This window comes from Mycobacterium sp. ELW1 (assembly GCF_008329905.1).
Lineage (GTDB): Bacteria > Actinomycetota > Actinomycetes > Mycobacteriales > Mycobacteriaceae > Mycobacterium.
Genome location: NZ_CP032155.1, coordinates 3,373,908 through 3,391,501, shown reverse-complemented (window position 1 = coordinate 3,391,501; position 17,594 = coordinate 3,373,908). Strand labels below are relative to the sequence as shown.

9 protein-coding genes and 1 pseudogene are annotated in these 17,594 nt (G+C 67.4%); 7 read left to right on the top strand and 3 right to left on the bottom strand.

Translation table 11 applies throughout. From position 1 onward, the window contains the following. Window positions 1–4 precede the first annotated feature (4 nt). From D3H54_RS16015 to ilvA, 7 genes and pseudogenes are all read left to right on the top strand, one after another. Window positions 5–3,805 (top strand): bifunctional nitrate reductase/sulfite reductase flavoprotein subunit alpha, encoded by a 3,801-nt coding sequence (locus D3H54_RS16015; RefSeq protein WP_149379874.1) that lies wholly within the window; start codon window positions 5–7, stop codon window positions 3,803–3,805. 95 nt (window positions 3,806–3,900) lie between these two features. Beyond that, entirely contained in the window at window positions 3,901–5,355 is a 1,455-nt protein-coding gene (locus D3H54_RS16010; RefSeq protein WP_149379873.1) for a nitrate/nitrite transporter, read from the top strand. Then, window positions 5,352–7,875: pseudogene (gene nirB, locus D3H54_RS16005) on the top strand (nitrite reductase large subunit NirB). Before D3H54_RS16010 ends, nirB begins: the two are co-directional and overlap by 4 nt. 48 nt (window positions 7,876–7,923) lie before the next feature. Next, window positions 7,924–8,289, top strand: a complete 366-nt coding sequence (gene nirD, locus D3H54_RS16000) for a nitrite reductase small subunit NirD (protein WP_149379872.1) — start codon at window positions 7,924–7,926, stop codon at window positions 8,287–8,289. Next, window positions 8,261–9,406, top strand: coding sequence for a uroporphyrinogen-III synthase (locus D3H54_RS15995; RefSeq protein ID WP_149379871.1), 1,146 nt, complete (start codon window positions 8,261–8,263; stop codon window positions 9,404–9,406). Before nirD ends, D3H54_RS15995 begins: the two co-directional genes overlap by 29 nt. Then, a complete protein-coding gene (locus D3H54_RS15990; RefSeq protein ID WP_149379870.1) occupies window positions 9,403–10,116 on the top strand; it encodes a sirohydrochlorin chelatase in 714 nt (237 codons plus the stop codon). The genes D3H54_RS15995 and D3H54_RS15990 overlap by 4 nt, the downstream gene beginning before the upstream one ends. Continuing rightward, a complete protein-coding gene (gene ilvA, locus D3H54_RS15985) occupies window positions 10,101–11,381 on the top strand; it encodes a threonine ammonia-lyase IlvA (protein ID WP_149379869.1) in 1,281 nt (426 codons plus the stop codon). The genes D3H54_RS15990 and ilvA overlap by 16 nt, the downstream gene beginning before the upstream one ends. Here the strand turns inward: ilvA and treZ are convergent. From treZ to glgX, 3 genes are read right to left on the bottom strand one after another with little or no spacing between them, the layout of a single operon-like run. After that, window positions 11,378–13,102, bottom strand: a complete 1,725-nt coding sequence (gene treZ / locus D3H54_RS15980) for a malto-oligosyltrehalose trehalohydrolase (RefSeq protein ID WP_149379868.1) — start codon at window positions 13,100–13,102, stop codon at window positions 11,378–11,380. The two genes, ilvA and treZ, sit on opposite strands and share 4 nt — an antisense overlap. Beyond that, entirely contained in the window at window positions 13,095–15,398 is a 2,304-nt protein-coding gene (gene treY / locus D3H54_RS15975) for a malto-oligosyltrehalose synthase (RefSeq protein ID WP_149379867.1), read from the bottom strand. The genes treZ and treY overlap by 8 nt, the downstream gene beginning before the upstream one ends. A gap of 17 nt (window positions 15,399–15,415) precedes the next feature. Further along, the gene (gene glgX, locus D3H54_RS15970; RefSeq protein WP_149379866.1) at window positions 15,416–17,560 is read right to left on the bottom strand and encodes a glycogen debranching protein GlgX; all 2,145 of its coding nucleotides are present in this window, start codon (window positions 17,558–17,560) and stop codon (window positions 15,416–15,418) included. Window positions 17,561–17,594: the final 34 nt, after the last annotated feature.

Here is a 17,594-nt window from a genome sequence, read left to right as displayed (position 1 = left end):
CGTAATGTCCGCCGGGCACTGTTGCGCCGTGGCTGTCGGGAGAGATTGCGCCGACCACATCCGCACCGCCTGCTCGTACTGCGGCGTCGGATGTGGCATCGAGGTGCGCACCACACCCGGCCCTGGAGGTCCGGTCATCGCCAGTGTTGTCGGTGACCGGCTTCACCCCACCAACTCGGGTCGCTTGTGCACCAAGGGGGCCACACACGCCGAGTTGATGGCCAGTGGCGACGGCCGCGCGATGAGTGCCCTGATCCGGCCCGCCCGGGGCGAGGAATTCGAAGCTGCCTCCGTCGACGATGCCGCTGCGATCGTCGGCACCCGACTCGCTGACATCGTCGAGCGGCACGGGCCGGACTCGATCGCCCTCTACGTCTCCGGCCAGATGTCACTCGAGGCGCAGTACCTCGCCACCAAACTCGCCAAGGGTTTCATCCGTACGGTCAACATCGAGTCCAACTCCCGGTTGTGCATGGCCAGCGCGGCCACCGGGTACAAGCAATCGCTCGGAGCCGACGGGCCGCCCGGCTCCTACGCCGACATCGACTGTGCTGATCTGTTTTTCGTCATCGGCGCCAACATGGCCGACTGTCACCCGATTCTGTTCCTGCGGATGGCCGATCGCCTGCGGGCCGGGGCCAAACTGATCGTCGTCGACCCGCGGCGCACCGCCACCGCGGACAAGGCCGACCTCTTCCTTCAGATCCGGCCCGGCACCGACCTGGCGTTGCTCAACGGGTTGCTGCATCTGCTGGTGGATTCCGGCGACATCGACCGCGATTTCATCGCCGCGCACACCGAGGGCTGGGCGGCGATGCCCGACTTCCTGGCCGACTATCCGCCGGCCCGGGTCGCCGAGCTCACCGGCCTGTCCGAGGCCGACATCCGTTGTGCGGCAACGATGATCGCCGAAGCCGGCGAGTGGATGTCGCTGTGGACCATGGGGCTCAACCAGAGCACCCACGGCACTTGGAACACCAACGCGATCTGCAACCTGCACCTGGCCACCGGCGCGATCTGCCGCCCCGGCAGCGGTCCGCTGTCGCTCACCGGTCAGCCCAATGCGATGGGCGGCCGCGAAATGGGCTACATGGGGCCGGGACTGCCCGGCCAGCGCTCGGTGGCCTCCGCGGAGGACCGATCATTCGTCGAGGCGATGTGGGGTCTGGAGCCGGCGACGATCCGCACCGAGGTGAACCGCGGGACCATCGACATGTTCGAGCGGATGGCAGCCGGCGACATCAAGGCCTGCTGGATCATCTGCACCAACCCGGTGGCCAGCGTCCCCAACCGCGCCGCCGTGATCGACGGTCTGCGGGCCGCCGAACTCGTGGTCACCCAGGATGCCTACGCCGACACCGCGACCAACCGCTTCGCCGACGTGGTGTTGCCCGCGGCGTTGTGGGCGGAGTCCGACGCCGTCATGGTCAACTCCGAACGCAACCTCACCCTGGTCCGGCAATGTGTCTCGCCGGTGGGCCAGGCCAGGCCCGACTGGCAGCTGATCTGCCAGGTCGCGACTGCGATGGGCTTCGGTGCGCACTTCGACTACCAGTCCAGTGAAGAGATCTTCGACGAGATCCGCGGCTTCGCCAATCCCCAGACCGGCTACGACATCCGGGGCGTCAGCTATCAGCGGCTGCGGGAAACTCCGGTGCAATGGCCGTGCCCGCCCGGCGACACCGACGACCGGCACCCGATCCGCTACCTCGCCGACGGAATGCTGAGCTTCGCCACTCCGTCCGGCCGTGCCGTCTTCCACGCCCGGCCGCACGTGGAACCGCACGAGTGCCCCGACGATGCATTCCCGTTGCTGCTCAACACCGGTCGGCTGCCACACCAGTGGCACACCATGACCAAGACCGGCCGGGTGGACAAGCTCACCCGACTCGACAACGGCCCCTTCGTCGAAATCCATCCCACCGACGCCGCCGCTCTCGCCATTCTCGACGGCCAACTCGTGGAGGTCTCGTCGAGGCGCGGCCGCGCGGTGCTGCCCGCCGTCGTCACCGATCGGGTGCGGCCGGGAAACTGCTTCGCGCCGTTCCACTGGAACGACGAACACGGCGACGATCTGACGGTCAACGCGGTGACCAACGACGCGGTCGATCCGCAGTCGTTGCAGCCGGAACTGAAGGTGTGCGCGGTGCGGTTACACCCGGTCGGAGCGCCCCCGGTGCAGGTGCAGCCTGACCGAACGCGACTGGCGGGCGCCGGTCCGGTGGTGCTGTGGGCCTCGCAGACCGGCAATGCCGAGGACCTCGCCATTCGGCTGGTGGATCAGTTTGCGGCACAGGGCATTGACGCTGAATCAGCGGCGATGACCGATATCGACCCCGCTCGGCTGGCCGGTGTCCGGAATGTGTTCGTCGTGACGAGCACCTTCGGTGACGGCGGCCCGCCGGACAACGGTGCCGAGTTCTGGGAGAAGCTCCGCTCACCGGATGCCCCCGCTCTGGACGGGCTGGAATTCGCCGTTCTGGGCATCGGCGACCGCTCCTACGGCCAGTTCTGCGGACACGCTCGCGCGCTGGACGCCCGGCTGGCCGAACTCGGTGGCCGCCGGCTTCTCGACCGCCAGGACACCGAGATTCATGACGGGGACTCTGTCGAGGCCTGGCTCCGGCGAATCGTCACGCTTGTCAATCCTGCTGCGGTGCTGTCCATCCCGACGGTCTCGACACCGAAGCGGTTCACCCGCGCCAATCCCATCCATGCGAAGCTCAGCCGGAACGTTCGGCTCACGCCCCGCTCGGCAGCCAAGGAGGTGCGGGAGTTCGGTTTCGACATCTCCGAGCACGACGTCGGCTACTCGGTCGGCGACTCGCTGGGAGTGATGCCCATCAACGATGACGATGACGTGGCGGAATGGCTCTCCGTCACCGGCTTGTCCGGTCACGAGGTCGTCGAGGTCGACGGGGTGCAGTGCTCACTGCGGGAGGCGCTGACGACCAGCTACGACATCTGCCGGCTGACCCCGAACCTGGTGACGTTTCTCGCCGACGCCGCGACCGACAAGGCGGTGGTCAAGCATCTTCGCGCGGCGCTGGCCGACTTGGAGTCATGGCGACTGGGGCGCAATGGAATTGACGTCATCCGCGCCTTCGGTGTTCGGGCTGACGCCCAGCAGTGGCAGGATGCCCTGGTGCGGTTGGCGCCGCGGTTCTACTCCATCTCCTCCAGCCCGCTCATCAGTCCCCACGAGGTGCAGCTCACCGTGTCGGTGGTGCGCTACGACGGACCGGACGGCGCCCGGCGCGGGGGAGTGTGTTCGACCTACCTGGCCGACCGGGCGGCGGACGCCGCCACTCCGATCTTTCTGCAGCGTTCCCCGCATTTCCGTCCGCCGCAAGACCGTTGCGCCCCGATCGTGATGATCGGTGCCGGCACCGGTATCGCGCCGTTCCGCGGGTTCCTGCAGGAGCGCCGCGCGCTCGGCCATACCGGACGCAACTGGTTGTTCTTCGGCGATCAGCACCGAGCTGAGAACTTCTACTTCTCCGACGACCTGACCGGCATGGTCGAAGACGGCTTCCTCAGCCGGCTCGACCTCGCGTTCTCCCGTGACCAAGCCAAGCGAATCTATGTGCAGAACAAGATGATCGACAACGGTGCGCTGCTGTGGGGCTGGCTGCAAGACGGTGCACACCTGTACGTGTGCGGCGACGCCAACGGCATGGCCACCGGAGTGGACGCCGCGCTGAGCACGATCATCGCCACGCACGGGCGTCTCAGTCCCGCAGCCGCCCACAATTACAAGCGCGAACTCGTCGCCACCAAGCGCTATCTGCGCGACGTGTACTGACCTCACCGCGGCCCCGCCCGGAAAGTGAGCGAGTTGTGACACCAGGATCACCGCGCAGGTGCGAAGGCGCAACAAAGAATTCCTACCGTGAGCGCATGCAGACTTCACCTACCCGCAGCGGTTACGACATCGACGACTGGGACGCCGAGGACGTCGAAGCCTGGAATGCCGGCGGCTCGAAAATCGCACGCCGCAACCTGATTTGGTCGATCTTCGCCGAACACGTCGGATTCTCGGTGTGGTCCATCTGGTCGGTGATGGTGCTGTTCATGCCGCAGAACGTCTACCACATCGACGCCGCAGGCAAGTTCTTCCTGGTGGCCGTGCCCACCCTGGTCGGCGCCGTGCTTCGGATTCCCTACACGTTCGCCACCGCCCGCTTCGGCGGTCGTAACTGGACGATGTTCTCGGCCGTGGCGTTGTTGGTGCCGACTCTGCTGACGCTGTACTTCATGGCGCATCCGGGCACCTCGTACACCACGTTCCTGATCGTGGCCGCCTTCGCCGGACTCGGCGGTGGCAACTTCGCCTCCTCGATGACCAACATCAACGCGTTCTATCCGCAGCGGTACAAGGGCTGGGCGCTCGGCCTCAACGCGGGTGGCGGCAACATCGGCGTCGCCGTCATCCAGATCATCGGGCTGCTGGTCATCGCGACTGTCGGCAACCGGTCACCGCACCTGGTCTGCGCGGCCTACCTGGTGTTGGTCGCACTGGCCGCGGTGGGTGCGTCGATGTTCATGAACAACCTCACCAACCAGCGCACGGACGCGCGGTCGATGATCGAGGTTTTGGCGCATCGTGATTCGTGGCTGATCTCACTGCTCTACATCGGCACCTTCGGATCATTCATCGGATTCGGGTTCGCCTTCGGGCAGGTGCTGCAGATCAACTTCCTGGCCGGACTGTCACACGGCGGACCCGTCACCCCGGCGATGACAGCGCAGGCGTCCCTGCACGCGGCCCAGATCGCCTTCATCGGACCGGTTCTCGGCTCCCTGTCGCGTCCGGTCGGCGGCTGGTTGTCGGATCGCTTCGGTGGCGGCAAGGTCACGCTCTACACGTTCTTCGCCATGATCGCCGCCGCCGGCTGGCTGGTCGCCGCCGGTGAGATCGACGACGCCACCCCCGGCCCCGCGACGGGCGCCACGATGGCCGCGTTCATCGCCGGATTCATCGCGCTGTTCATCCTGTCCGGCATGGGAAATGGCTCCACCTACAAGATGATCCCGTCGATCTTCGAGGCCAAGTCCCGTGGCATGGACCGGCTCAGCGCGCCGGAACGCAGCGCCTGGTCGCTGCGGATGTCGGGAGCGCTGATCGGGATCGCCGGCGCGATCGGAGCCCTCGGCGGAGTCGGCGTCAACATCGCACTGCGAGCGTCGTACCTGTCGCCGGCGAAATCCGCCACCATGGCCTTCTGGGTGTTCCTCGGCTTCTACGTGTTGTGCGCGGTCATCACCTGGGCCGCCTACGTGCGCAGGCCCAAGACGGCTACCGCCATCGCCACCGGCACCCCCGCGGTCGACAGCGCAGCAGCCGCCGCATGACCGCCGCACACCGGACCGTCGTGGTCATCGGTCACGGAATGGTCGGCCACCGGTTCGTCGAAGCACTGCGAGATCGCGACCGCGATGGAAGCTGGCGGGTGGTGGTGCTCTGCGAGGAACCCACCGCGGCCTATGACCGGGTCGGGTTGTCCTCCTACATCGACGGATGGGACCGCGCCAGTCTGGCGCTGTCTGGAAATGATTACGCCGGAGACACATTGGTCGATCTGCGAGTCGGGCAACCGGCCGCCGCGATCGACCGGGACGCCCGCGAGGTCGTCACCTCGACGGGGGAGCGCATCGGCTACGACGCGGTGGTGTTGGCCACCGGCTCGTACCCCTTCGTGCCGCCGATCCCCGGCAGCGATCTGGACCGGTGCTTTGTCTACCGAACGCTGGAAGACCTCGACGCTATCCGCGCGGCGGCCTCGGCGACCAGCCCCGGGGCGACCGGCATCGTGGTCGGCGGCGGCCTGCTGGGGCTGGAAGCGGCCAACGCGCTGCGCATGCTGGGGCTGACTCCGCATGTGCTGGAACGGTCCCCGCGACTGATGCCCATTCAGGTCGACGACGGTGGCGGTGCACTTCTGAACCGGCTGATCACCGAGCTCGGCATCGTCGTGCACACCGATGTGGCGTCCACCGACATCGTCGACAACGGTGACGGCATCACGGTGTCACTGTCCAACGGTGAACAGCTCGACGCCGCGGTGCTGGTCTTCTCCGCCGGCGTGCGCCCACGTGACGAGCTGGCCCGTGACTGTGGTCTGCCGCTCGCCGAGCGTGGCGGAGTGCTGACCGACATCAGTTGCGCCACCGGCGATCCCCGGGTGTATGCGATCGGTGAGGTGGCCGCGGTCGAAGGCCGCTGCTACGGGCTGGTCGCGCCCGGCTACACGATGGCCGAGGTGGTGGCCGACCGGCTGGTCGGCGGCACCGCCGAGTTCCCGGGTGCCGACCTGTCCACCAAACTCAAACTGCTCGGTGTCGACGTTGCGAGCTTCGGCGATGCGCACGCCAGTACACCGGGCGCGCTGGAGGTCGTCCTCAACGACGCCGTCAACCAGACCTACGCCAAACTCGTAGTGTCCGATGATGTTTCGACCCTGCTGGGTGGCATACTGGTCGGCGACGCGAGCGCCTACTCGACTCTGCGCCCACTGGTCGGCCGTCCGCTTCCCGCCGACCCGGCGACGCTGATCTCGCCGGCCGGGGCCGAGGTCGGGGTCGGCGCACTGCCCGACGACGCGCAGATCTGCTCGTGCAACGCGGTGTCCAAGCACAGCATCTGTGGCGCGATCGCGGACGGCGCCCATGACGTCCCGGCGATCAAGTGTGCGACCGCCGCCGGAACCTCCTGCGGCAGTTGCATCCCGATGCTCAAGCGGCTCCTCGAGTCGCAGGGTGTCGCGATGTCGAAGGCGCTGTGCGAACACTTCCCGCAGTCCCGCGCGGAGCTGTTCCAGATCGTGGCGTCCACCGGTATCCGGACCTTCTCGACGCTGATCGCCGAGCACGGGACCGGCACCGGCTGTGACATCTGCAAGCCGGTGGTCGCATCGATCCTGGCATCCACGTCGTCGGACCACATCCTCGACGACGAGACGGCCGCACTGCAGGACACCAACGACCATTTCCTGGCCAACATCCAGCGCAACGGCACGTACTCGGTGGTGCCGCGACTGCCCGGCGGTGAGGTCACACCGGAGCAGCTGATGGTGATCGCCCAGGTGGCACAGGATTTCGGGCTGTACACCAAGATCACCGGCGGCCAGCGGATCGACCTGTTCGGTGCCCGCGTCGAGCAGCTGCCGCAGATCTGGAAGCGGCTGGTGGACGCGGGGATGGAATCCGGCCACGCCTACGGCAAATCGCTGCGCACCGTGAAGAGTTGCGTCGGCTCGTCCTGGTGCCGCTACGGCGTCCAGGACTCGGTCGCAATGGCTGTCGCGCTGGAACTGCGGTACCGGGGATTGCGTTCGCCGCACAAGATCAAGATGGGGGTGTCGGGCTGCCAACGCGAATGTGCTGAGGCGCGTGGCAAGGATGTCGGGGTGATCGCCACCGAGAAGGGCTGGAATCTCTACGTCGGCGGCAACGGCGGGGCCAACCCGAAGCATGCGCAACTGCTGGCCGGTGATCTCGACTCCGACTCCCTGGTCCGCTACATCGACCGATACCTCATGTTCTACATCCGCACGGCCGACCGCTTGCAGCGCACCGCCGTCTGGCAGGAGACCATCGAAGGTGGACTTGATCACATCCGGGACGTGGTGTGCTCCGACTCGTTGGGCATCGCCGCGGACCTCGACGACGCGATGTCGCGCCACGTTGAGGGCTACTCCGACGAGTGGGCGGGCGTCCTGAACGACCAGGAGAAACTGGCTCGCTTCGTGTCGTTCGTCAATGCCCCCGGACGAGTCGGACCCGACGGTCGCGTTCGACGAGAGCGGCCCGCGCAAGGTGCCGTTGCTGCTGGGTATGCCCGGCAGCGTCAACGCGGTGGAAAGCCGCGCGTAACAGCGGCGAAACACGACCCCTCTATCAAGGTCTTGGAGGCTTGAAACCATGACAGTTCTTGCAGATACCCGCCTGGGGCTCGACCTCGATGTCTGGACGCCCGCGTGCCCGCGCAGCGCGCTGCTCGCCGGGCGCGGCGTCGCGGTGTTGCTGCCCGGCGGTGCGCAGGCGGCGTTGTTCTTGCTGGCCGACGGCACGCTGGCCGCGGTCGGCAACATCGACCCGTTCGGCCGTGCCGCGGTCATGTCCCGCGGTCTGGTCGGGGACCGGCGCGGTGAGCCCACGGTGGCGTCACCGCTGCTCAAGCAGGTGTTCTCCCTGGTCGACGGTCGCTGCCTCGACGACGAGTCACACGCACTGCCGGTCTACGACGTCAGGGTGGTCGATGGATTCGTCGAGATCAGAAGTCGCTGACCCGCTGGCCGGTTTCACCGTCGGGGTGACCGCCGCGCGCCGGGCCGAGGAATTCATCACGCTGCTGGAGCGGCGCGGCGCGGCGGTCGTGCACGCCCCGACGATCCGGATCGTGCCGCTGGTCGACGACGTCGAACTGCACCGGGTGACCGAGCACCTCATCGCCGAGCCGCCCGATCTGGTTGTCGTGACCACCGGGATCGGTTTCCGCGGCTGGGTGGAGGCCGCGCACGGCTGGGACGTGCACGACGGGCTGCTCGCCGCACTGGGGTCGACGCGCATCCTGGCCCGCGGGCCGAAGGCGCGGGGCGCTGTGCGGCAGGCCGGGCTGTGCGAGGAGTGGAGCCCGGAGTCGGAGTCCTCGGTCGAAGTGCTGGAACGCCTGCTGTCCGAAGGGGTGGATCAGCTGCGGATCGCGGTGCAGTTGCACGGTGCGGCAAGCGAATGGGAGCCCGACACCGATATCTGCGACGCACTGACCCGGGCCGGTGCCCAGGTGGTGAAGGTGCCGGTGTATCGCTGGGAACAGCCCGAGGACACCCGGCGCATCGACCAGCTGATCGGCATGATCGTCAACTCCGACGTCGACGCGGTGAGCTTCACCAGCGCGCCCGCCGTCGCATCTCTGCTCGAGCGCGCGAAAGCCATTGGCGCACTGGACTGTCTGATCACCGCGTTACGCAACAACGTCGCGGTGTTCTGTGTCGGTCCGGTGACGGCGACCCCGCTGGCCCGCCTCGGTATCGAGCCGCGTTCTCCGCAGCGCTATCGCCTCGGCGCGCTGGCCCGGCTCATCACCGACGAATTGCCTTGCTTGGCAAAGCAATACAGTGCCGGAGGGCACCGCATCAGTGTCCGCAGCGCCAGCGTCGAGGTGGACGGTGAGCTCAAGGTGCTTCCGCCGGCCGGCATGGCGCTGTTGCGGCGGCTGCTGGTGGCACCCGGTCTGGTGGTGTCCCGCGAGGAACTGCTCGCCGAGTTGCCCGGCGGCGGTGGCGACACCCACGCGGTCGAGACCGCGATGGCGCGGCTGCGTTCGGCACTGTCCGCACCCAGGGTGGTGCAGACCGTCGTCAAACGCGGCTACCGACTCGCCGTGGATGTGGAGGCGACGTGACATCCGAGCTGATCCTGGTCGCCCACGGGACCCGAAATCCGCAGGGGCTGGCCACCGTCACCGAGATCGCGGCGGCCGTCGCCGAACACGTCGGCCCGGTGCGTACCGCGTTCGTCGACGTCCTCGGGCCCAATCCGCGCGAGCTGCTGGCCGATTCGACAGTCCCGGCGATCGTGGTGCCGGCTTTCCTAGCCTCGGGCTACCACGTCAACGTCGATCTGCCGGCGCGAGTCGCGGAGAGCGGCCACGCCGATGTCACCATCACTGCCGCGCTGGGACCCGACCCGGTACTGGCCGAGATCATGCGCACCAGGCTGCTCGAGGTCGGCTGGACTCCCGGTGACGCGGTGGTGATGGCGGCCGCCGGGTCCTCCGATCCGGCGGCCCGGCACGAGCTGGTCCGGGCCGCGGCCCTGCTGGGTGATCTGGTGGGCGAGGTGCACCTCGGCTTCGTTGCCACCGGTGTCCCGACGGTCGCCGACCTGGTGGGCCGGATCAGAGCGGCCGGGCGGCGGGTGTTCGTCGCGTCCTACCTGCTGGCGCCGGGGGTGTTCCACACCAGGCTGGCCGGTTGCGGTGCACACGGAGTGACCGATCCGCTGGGCGCGCACCCGGAACTCGTGGCGCTGTTGGCGCGCCGATTCGCGCTCACCCCGATTCCCGCATTCGGCCCTGGTGGTGGCACCATTGATCGGTGTCCGCTGAACTGACCCACAGCCGTCGAACGTCGCCGCTCTCGGCGGCCGACATCGATGAGGCCGGTCAGCGAATTGGCGACGTGGTCAGCCAGAGCCCGCTGCAGTACAGCGACCGGCTTTCGCAGGCCACCGGCGCCGAGGTCTACCTCAAGCGCGAGGACCTGCAGAGCGTGCGGTCCTACAAGGTGCGCGGCGCCTACAACCTGCTCAAACAGCTCTCCGCCGCCGAAATCGCCGCCGGCGTGGTGTGCTCGTCGGCCGGTAATCACGCGCAGGGCTTCGCGCTTGCCTGCCGGTCGATGGGCGTACACGGCAGGGTCTACGTGCCGGCCAAGACCCCGAAGCAGAAGCGCGACCGCATCCGCTATCACGGTGGGGAGTTCATCGACCTGATCGTCGGTGGGGCGACCTATGACCTGGCGGCCGAGGCGGCCCTCGACGATGTCGCCCGTACCGGCGCCACCCTGGTTCCGCCGTTCGACGATCTGCGCACGATGGCAGGCCAGGGCACGATCGCCGTGGAGATCCTCGCCCAGCTCGACACCGAACCGGACCTGGTGATCGTCCCGGTCGGCGGCGGTGGCTGCATCGCGGGAATCACCACCTATCTGGCCGAGCGGACGTCCAACACCGCGGTGCTGGGTGTCGAGCCCGCGGGCGCGGCCTCGATGATCGCGGCGCTGGCCGCCGGCGGCCCCGTGGAGCTGGACCACGTCGACCAGTTCGTGGACGGTGCGGCGGTCAAACAGATCGGTGCGCTGCCGTATCAGGCGCTGGCCGCGGCGGGCGACATGGTGTCGGTGACGACGGTCGACGAGGGTGCGGTCTGCACGGCGATGCTGGACCTGTACCAGAACGAAGGCATCATCGCCGAGCCTGCGGGGGCGCTGTCGGTGGCCGGGTTGTTGGAGGCCGGGGTGCAGCCGGGGTCGACGGTGGTGTGCCTGATCTCCGGCGGCAACAACGACGTGTCCCGCTACGGCGAGGTGCTCGAGCGGTCGTTGGTGCACCTTGGCCTCAAGCACTACTTCCTGGTCGACTTCCCGCAGGAGCCCGGTGCGCTGCGCCGGTTCCTCGATGAGATCCTCGGACCCAATGACGACATCACCCTGTTCGAGTACGTCAAGCGCAACAACCGCGAAACCGGTGAGGCGCTCGTCGGCATCGAACTGGGGTCGGCCGCCGGGCTCGACGGGCTGCGGGCCCGGATGGATGCGTCCGGGCTGCACGTCGAGCCGCTGGAGCCCGGCTCGCCGGCCTACCGGTATCTGACCTAGCCTGTTCGGGTCACCACCACCGAGTGTCCGGGCAGCGCGGTGCCGTGCTCGCCCGCCTCGGGCTCGCCCCACGCCAGGATCGCCTCGCCGGTGACCGGCACGCTGACCGACCGCTCGCCGAGGTTGCAGGCGATCGCAATGTGGCCGCGCCGCATCACGATCCAGCGTTCGTCCTCGTCGAAATCGATCACCAGATGCTGCAGCCACGCGTCGGCCATGTCGGGTTCGTTGCGGCGTAACGCGATCAGACCGCGGTAGAAGTCCAGCAACTCGGCGTGCCTGCCGTCGTCGACCTCGTCCCAGTTCAGCTTCGAGCGCAGGAATGTCTGCGGGTCCTGCGGGTCCGGGATGTCGTCGGCATCCCAGCCGTGGTCGGCGAACTCCGCCTTGCGGCCCTCCGCCGTCGCCTTCGCCAGCTCGGGTTCGGTGTGCGAGCTGAAGAATTGGAACGGGGTGGACGCCGCCCATTCTTCGCCCATGAAAAGCATTGCCGTGTAAGGCGATCCGAGGGCAAGCGCCGCCTTGATGGCGAGCTGGCCGTAGTCCAGGTTCTGCGACGGCCGGTCACCGGTCGCGCGGTTGCCCACCTGATCGTGGGTGCAGGTGTAGGCCGTCAGTCGGGTGGCCGGGATCAGGGTCTTGTCCAGCGGCCTGCCGTGCCTGCGGTGCCGGAACGACGAGTAGGTGCCGGCGTGGAAGTAACCGTTCTGCAGGGTGCTGGCCAATGCCGACATCGAGCCGAAATCGGCGTAGTAGCCCTGCCGTTCGCCGGACACCGCGGTGTGGATGGCGTGATGGATGTCGTCGTCCCACTGCGCGGTCAGACCATATCCGCCGCGATCGCGGGGAGTGATCAGCCGGGGATCGTTGAGGTCGCTCTCGGCGATCAGCGACAGCGGTCGGCCCACGGCCGCTGACAGCGCATCGGTTTCGGCGGTCATCTCTTCGAGGATGTGGATCGCGGTGTTGTCGACCAGCGCGTGCACCGCGTCCAGTCGGAGACCGTCGGCGTGGAAGTCGCGCATCCAGCGCAGTGCGCAGTCGAGGATGTAGCGGCGCACCTCGTCGGCGTCGGGTCCGGTCAGGTTGACGCCTTCACCCCAAGGGTTGCTGACCGACGACAGGTACGGTCCGTACTTGGGCAGATAGTTGCCGGACGGCCCCAGGTGGTTGAACACCGCGTCGATCAGCACTCCGAGCCCGCGAGCATGTGCGGCGTCGATCAGGCGCACCAAACCGTCTGGGCCGCCGTAGGGTTCGTGCACCGCGTACCACAGCACTCCGTCGTAGCCCCATCCGTGGTCGCCGCTGAAGGCGTTGACGGGCATCAGCTGGACGAAGTCGACACCGAGGTCCACCAGGTAGTCCAGCTTCGCGATGGCGGCGTCGAACGTGCCTTCCGGGGTGAACGTGCCGGTGTGCAGTTCGTAGATCACCGCACCCTCGATGGAGCGGCCCGCCCACTGCGCATCCGACCACTGCGCGGAGGTGGGATCCCAGAGTTGGGATCGCGCGTGCACACCGTCGGGCTGGCGGGCGGAGCGCGGATCCGGCAGCACTGTCGGGTCGTCGTCCAGGACGTAGCCGTACCGGGCGTCCGCAGCGGCGTCGACGTCGGCGCGCCACCAGCCGTTGTCGTCGACGGTCATGTCATGGAGCTGCCCGTCGACGTCGAGGCGCACCTGCTTGGGCAGCGGTGCCCACACGGCGAATTCAGACATGTGATCTCTCCAAGAGGACGACGGGCAGCTCGGCGAACAGTTCATCGGCCCGCGTCGTGCCGGTCCACCGGTTACCGGTCAGGCGGTCGGCCCACACTCCGTCCGGCAACGGCAGGGTCGTGTCGCCCCAGCCGTCGTGGTGCAGCCGGACGGTCCAGCGGCTGACGGCGACCACCACATCGACGCCGCGCTGGAAAGCCACGACGTGAGCCGCGCCGGCACCGCTGGCGAGCACCGGGTGGTAATCGCCGGACAGGAACGCCTCGGGATGGTCGCGGCGGGCGTGCAACGCCGCTCGCACTACGCGAATCTTGCTGTGCGACAGCTGTTTCAACTCCGAACTGCGCGTCGCATAGTCGACCGGCCTGCGGTTGTCCGGGTCGACGAGGCTGTCCTCCCACAACTCGGTGCCCTGATAGACGTCCGGGATACCGGGGACGGTGAGCGCCAGCAGCTTCTGGCCGAGGGCGTCGCTGTGGGCGTGCGGTTCGAGTTGGACGACCACTCCGGTCATCTCGGTGGCCACCGGCCCGTCCAGGATGGCATCGAGCCAGGTATGCACGCCGTCTTCGAATTCGGTGTCCGGATCGTTCCACGAGGTATGCCAGCCCGCTTCACGGATCGCCTTCTCGGTGTAGGCGTGCAGCCTGGTCCGCAGCTCGTCGGTGACCTGGCCATCGACCGGCCATACGCCGAAGATGTTCTGCAACAGGAACAAACCGGTGGCGGCGTCCGGTGCGGGTGTGGTGGTCTGCCAGCTGCCGACGAACTCGGCCCACAGCGACGGCACCTGCGACAGCACGCCGATGCGGGCCCGCACATCCTCGCCGCGCTTGGTGTCGTGGGTGGACAGTGTGGTCATCGACTTGGGCCACAGCCGGCCGCGGACCGCCGAGCTGCGGTGGAATTCCGCGGCGCTGACACCGAACCGGTGCGGCTCGCCGCCAACCTCGTTCAGCGACACCAGCCGGGCGTCGCGGTAGAAGTAGCAGTCCTCCACCGACTTCGCCGTCATCGCGCCGCACAGCTGCTGCAGCCGCGCGCCCGGCTCGCCTGAGTCACCGGCCAGCGCGGCCGACACCAGCTGCAGCGGCACGGCCAGCTCCGGCCGGGCGGCCACGGTGTGCGCGAACGCGGTCGACAGCACCGCCGACAGGGTGAGGTAATCCGACCGGTACACACCGACTTCGGTCAGCAGCGCCGCCACCGCATCGGGCAATTGCGGATGATCGGCGCCCACCGCGGCCACGATCGAGCGGCACAGTCGAGCCAGCTCGCTGGACAGCGTGGTGGTGGCGGTGTCGATCTTCAACTGCCGCAACAGTTCCGGCGTCCCGGCGTAGTCGAAACCCTCGGCATCGACCAGTTCGGTCAGTGCCCCGGCGCCGGTCGGGTCGACGAAGATGCCGCCGACCTCACGCAGTACGTCGTAGCCGGTGGTGCCGTCGATCGGCAGCGTGGGATCCAGCGCCTCGTCGACACCGAGAATCTTCTCGATCACGATCCAGGCCTGCGGGCCGGTGAGCTCCCGCAGCCATCCCAGGTATCCGGTCGGATCGGTCAGGCCGTCGGGATGGTCGATGCGCACCCCGTCGACCAGGCCCTCGCCGAACCAGCGGGCCACTTCGGCGTGCGACTCATCGAAGACCACCCGGTCCTCCTGGCGCAGACCCGCCAGGGAGGTGATCGAGAAGAATCGGCGATAGCCGCACACCCCGTTGCGCCACCCGATCAACTTGTAGTGCTGCTGGTCGTGCACATCAGGGCCTGAGCCGTCACCGGTTCCGGGGGCGATGGGGAACGCGAGGTCGCCGAGCCGCAGCACGCCGCCGTCGACCGTCAGATCTGCGACGTCGCTGTCAGATCCCAAGACCGGCAACAGGATTCGTCCTTCGGGATCGACGGACCAGTCTATGTCGAAATACGTGGCGTACGGGGACTGTCGGCCGTGCTGCAACACGTCCCACCACCAGGGGTTGCGCTGCGGCTGGTCGACCCCGACGTGATTGGGGACGATGTCGACGACCAGACCCAAGCCGCGTGCTTTGGCCGCCTCGGCCAGCCGCGCCAGGCCGTCGGCACCGCCCAGTTCCTCGGAGACCGTGGTCGGGTCGGTGACGTCGTAGCCGTGGGTGGAGCCCGGCGCCGCGGTCAGGATGGGGGAGAGGTAGAGGTGGGAGACGCCGAGATCGTCGAGATAGGAGACGAGTCTCTCGGCGTCGGCGAAGGTGAACGCGTCGCCCGCCGAAGCGCCGCGTAGTTGCAGGCGGTAGGTGGACAGCACCGGGTAAGCCATAGCTCAGCCTGTTCCCGCTAGGCAGTCTTTTGAAGCACCAAAACCGAGCGAGATGGGACACTTATCGTTTCGCCCGCTTTGACGACCATGTCGGTGGTGCCGGTGGCCTCCGAGGTGTCCAGGACCGCACTCCACTCTTGCGCGTATTCGCCGTCGGGAACGGTGAACTCGATCGGCTTCTTGTGGGCGTTGAAGCACAGCAGGAACGAGTCATCGACGACGCGTTCCCCCCGCAGGTTGGGCTCGGGAATGGCCTCGCCGTTGAGGAACACGCCCACGAACTTGAAGCCGGAGTTCCAGTCGTCATGGGACATCTCCTGGCCGGCGGTGGTGAGCCAGGCGATATCGCGCACCTGGTCGCCGGTGCGCAGCGGTTCACCGTCGAAGAACCGGCGCCGCCGAAAGACCGGGTGCGCCTTGCGCAGTGCGGTCACCCGGGTGGTGAACTCCAACAACTCGGCGTGGGTTTCCTTGAACGTCCAGTCCATCCAGGACAGCGGTGAATCCTGGCAGTAGACATTGTTGTTGCCCTGTTGGGTGCGACCGATCTCGTCGCCGTGGGCGATCATCGGAGTGCCCTGCGAGAGCAGCAGGGTGGCCAGGATGTTGCGCATCTGCTGATGGCGCAGTGCCATGATCGCCGGGTCGTCGGTCGGGCCCTCCACGCCGCAGTTCCACGACCGGTTGTGGCTCTCGCCGTCGCGGTTGTCCTCGCCGTTGGCCTCGTTGTGCTTCTCGTTGTACGACACCAGGTCGGCGAGGGTGAAGCCGTCGTGGCAGGTGACGAAGTTGATGCTTGCGCTGGGTCGTCGGCCGGTCGCCTCGTAGAGGTCCGACGAACCGGTCAGCCGGGAGGCGAACTCGCCGAGGGTCGCAGGCTCGCCGCGCCAGTAGTCGCGGACGGTGTCGCGGTACTTGCCGTTCCACTCGGTCCACAGGCCGGGGAAGTTGCCGACCTGGTAGCCGCCCTCGCCGACATCCCACGGCTCTGCGATGAGCTTGACCTGGCTGATCACCGGATCCTGTTGCACCAGGTCGAAGAATGCCGAAAGCCGGTCGACGTCATAGAACTCCCGGGCCAGTGTCGAGGCCAGGTCGAAGCGGAATCCGTCGACATGCATCTCCAGGACCCAGTACCGCAGCGAGTCCATGATCAGCTGCAGGGTGTGCGGATGCCGGGCGTTGAGACTGTTGCCGGTGCCGGTGAAGTCCTTGTAGAACCGTTTGTCGTCGTCGAGCAGCCGGTAGTAGGCGGCATTGTCGATGCCGCGGAAGTTGATCGTCGGGCCCAGGTGGTTGCCCTCGGCGGTGTGGTTGTAGACCACGTCGAGGATCACCTCGATGCCGGCGTCGTGGAACGAGCGAACCATGGTCTTGAACTCGGCCACCGCCCCGCCGGCATGCTGGGTGGACGAGTACTGGTAGTGCGGTGCGAAGAACCCGAAAGTGTTGTAGCCCCAGTAGTTTCGCAGTCCCAGATCCAGCAGCCGGTGATCGTGCATGAACTGGTGGACCGGCATCAACTCGATGGCCGTCACGTTGAGGCTCTTGAGGTGGTCGATGATGGCCGGGTGGCCCAGCCCGGCATAGGTGCCGCGAAGCTCGTCGGGGATACCGGGATGGGTTTGGGTCATTCCCTTGACGTGCGCCTCGTAGATGATCGTCTCGTGGTACGGCGTGCGCGGCGGATGGTCGGAGCCCCACTGGAAGAACGGGTTGATCACCACGCTGGTCATGGTGTGGCCCAACGAGTCGACCATCGGCGGGGTGCCGCCGGATGCCAGGTCCTCGGCATCGAGGTCGTAGGAGTAGAGCGCCTGCCCGAATTCGAAGTCGCCGTGGAACGACTTGCCGTACGGGTCGAGCAGAAGCTTGCTGGGATCGCATCGGTGGCCGGCCGCCGGGTCCCAGGGGCCGTGCACCCGGAAGCCGTAGCGCTGTCCCGGGGTGATCGTCGGCAGGTAGGTGTGCCAGACGAATCCGTCGACCTCGTCGAGGGTGATGCGGGTCTCGGTGCCGTCTTTGGCGATCAGGCAGAGCTCGACGGAGTCGGCGACCTCGGAGAACACCGAGAAATTCGTGCCGGCTCCGTCATAGGTGGCCCCGAGCGGGTAGGGGGTACCCGGCCACCTGGTGACCTGCGCAGGTTCGCTCGATGCCATCGTTAGACCTTATCGACGTGGCGCGCGTGATGCG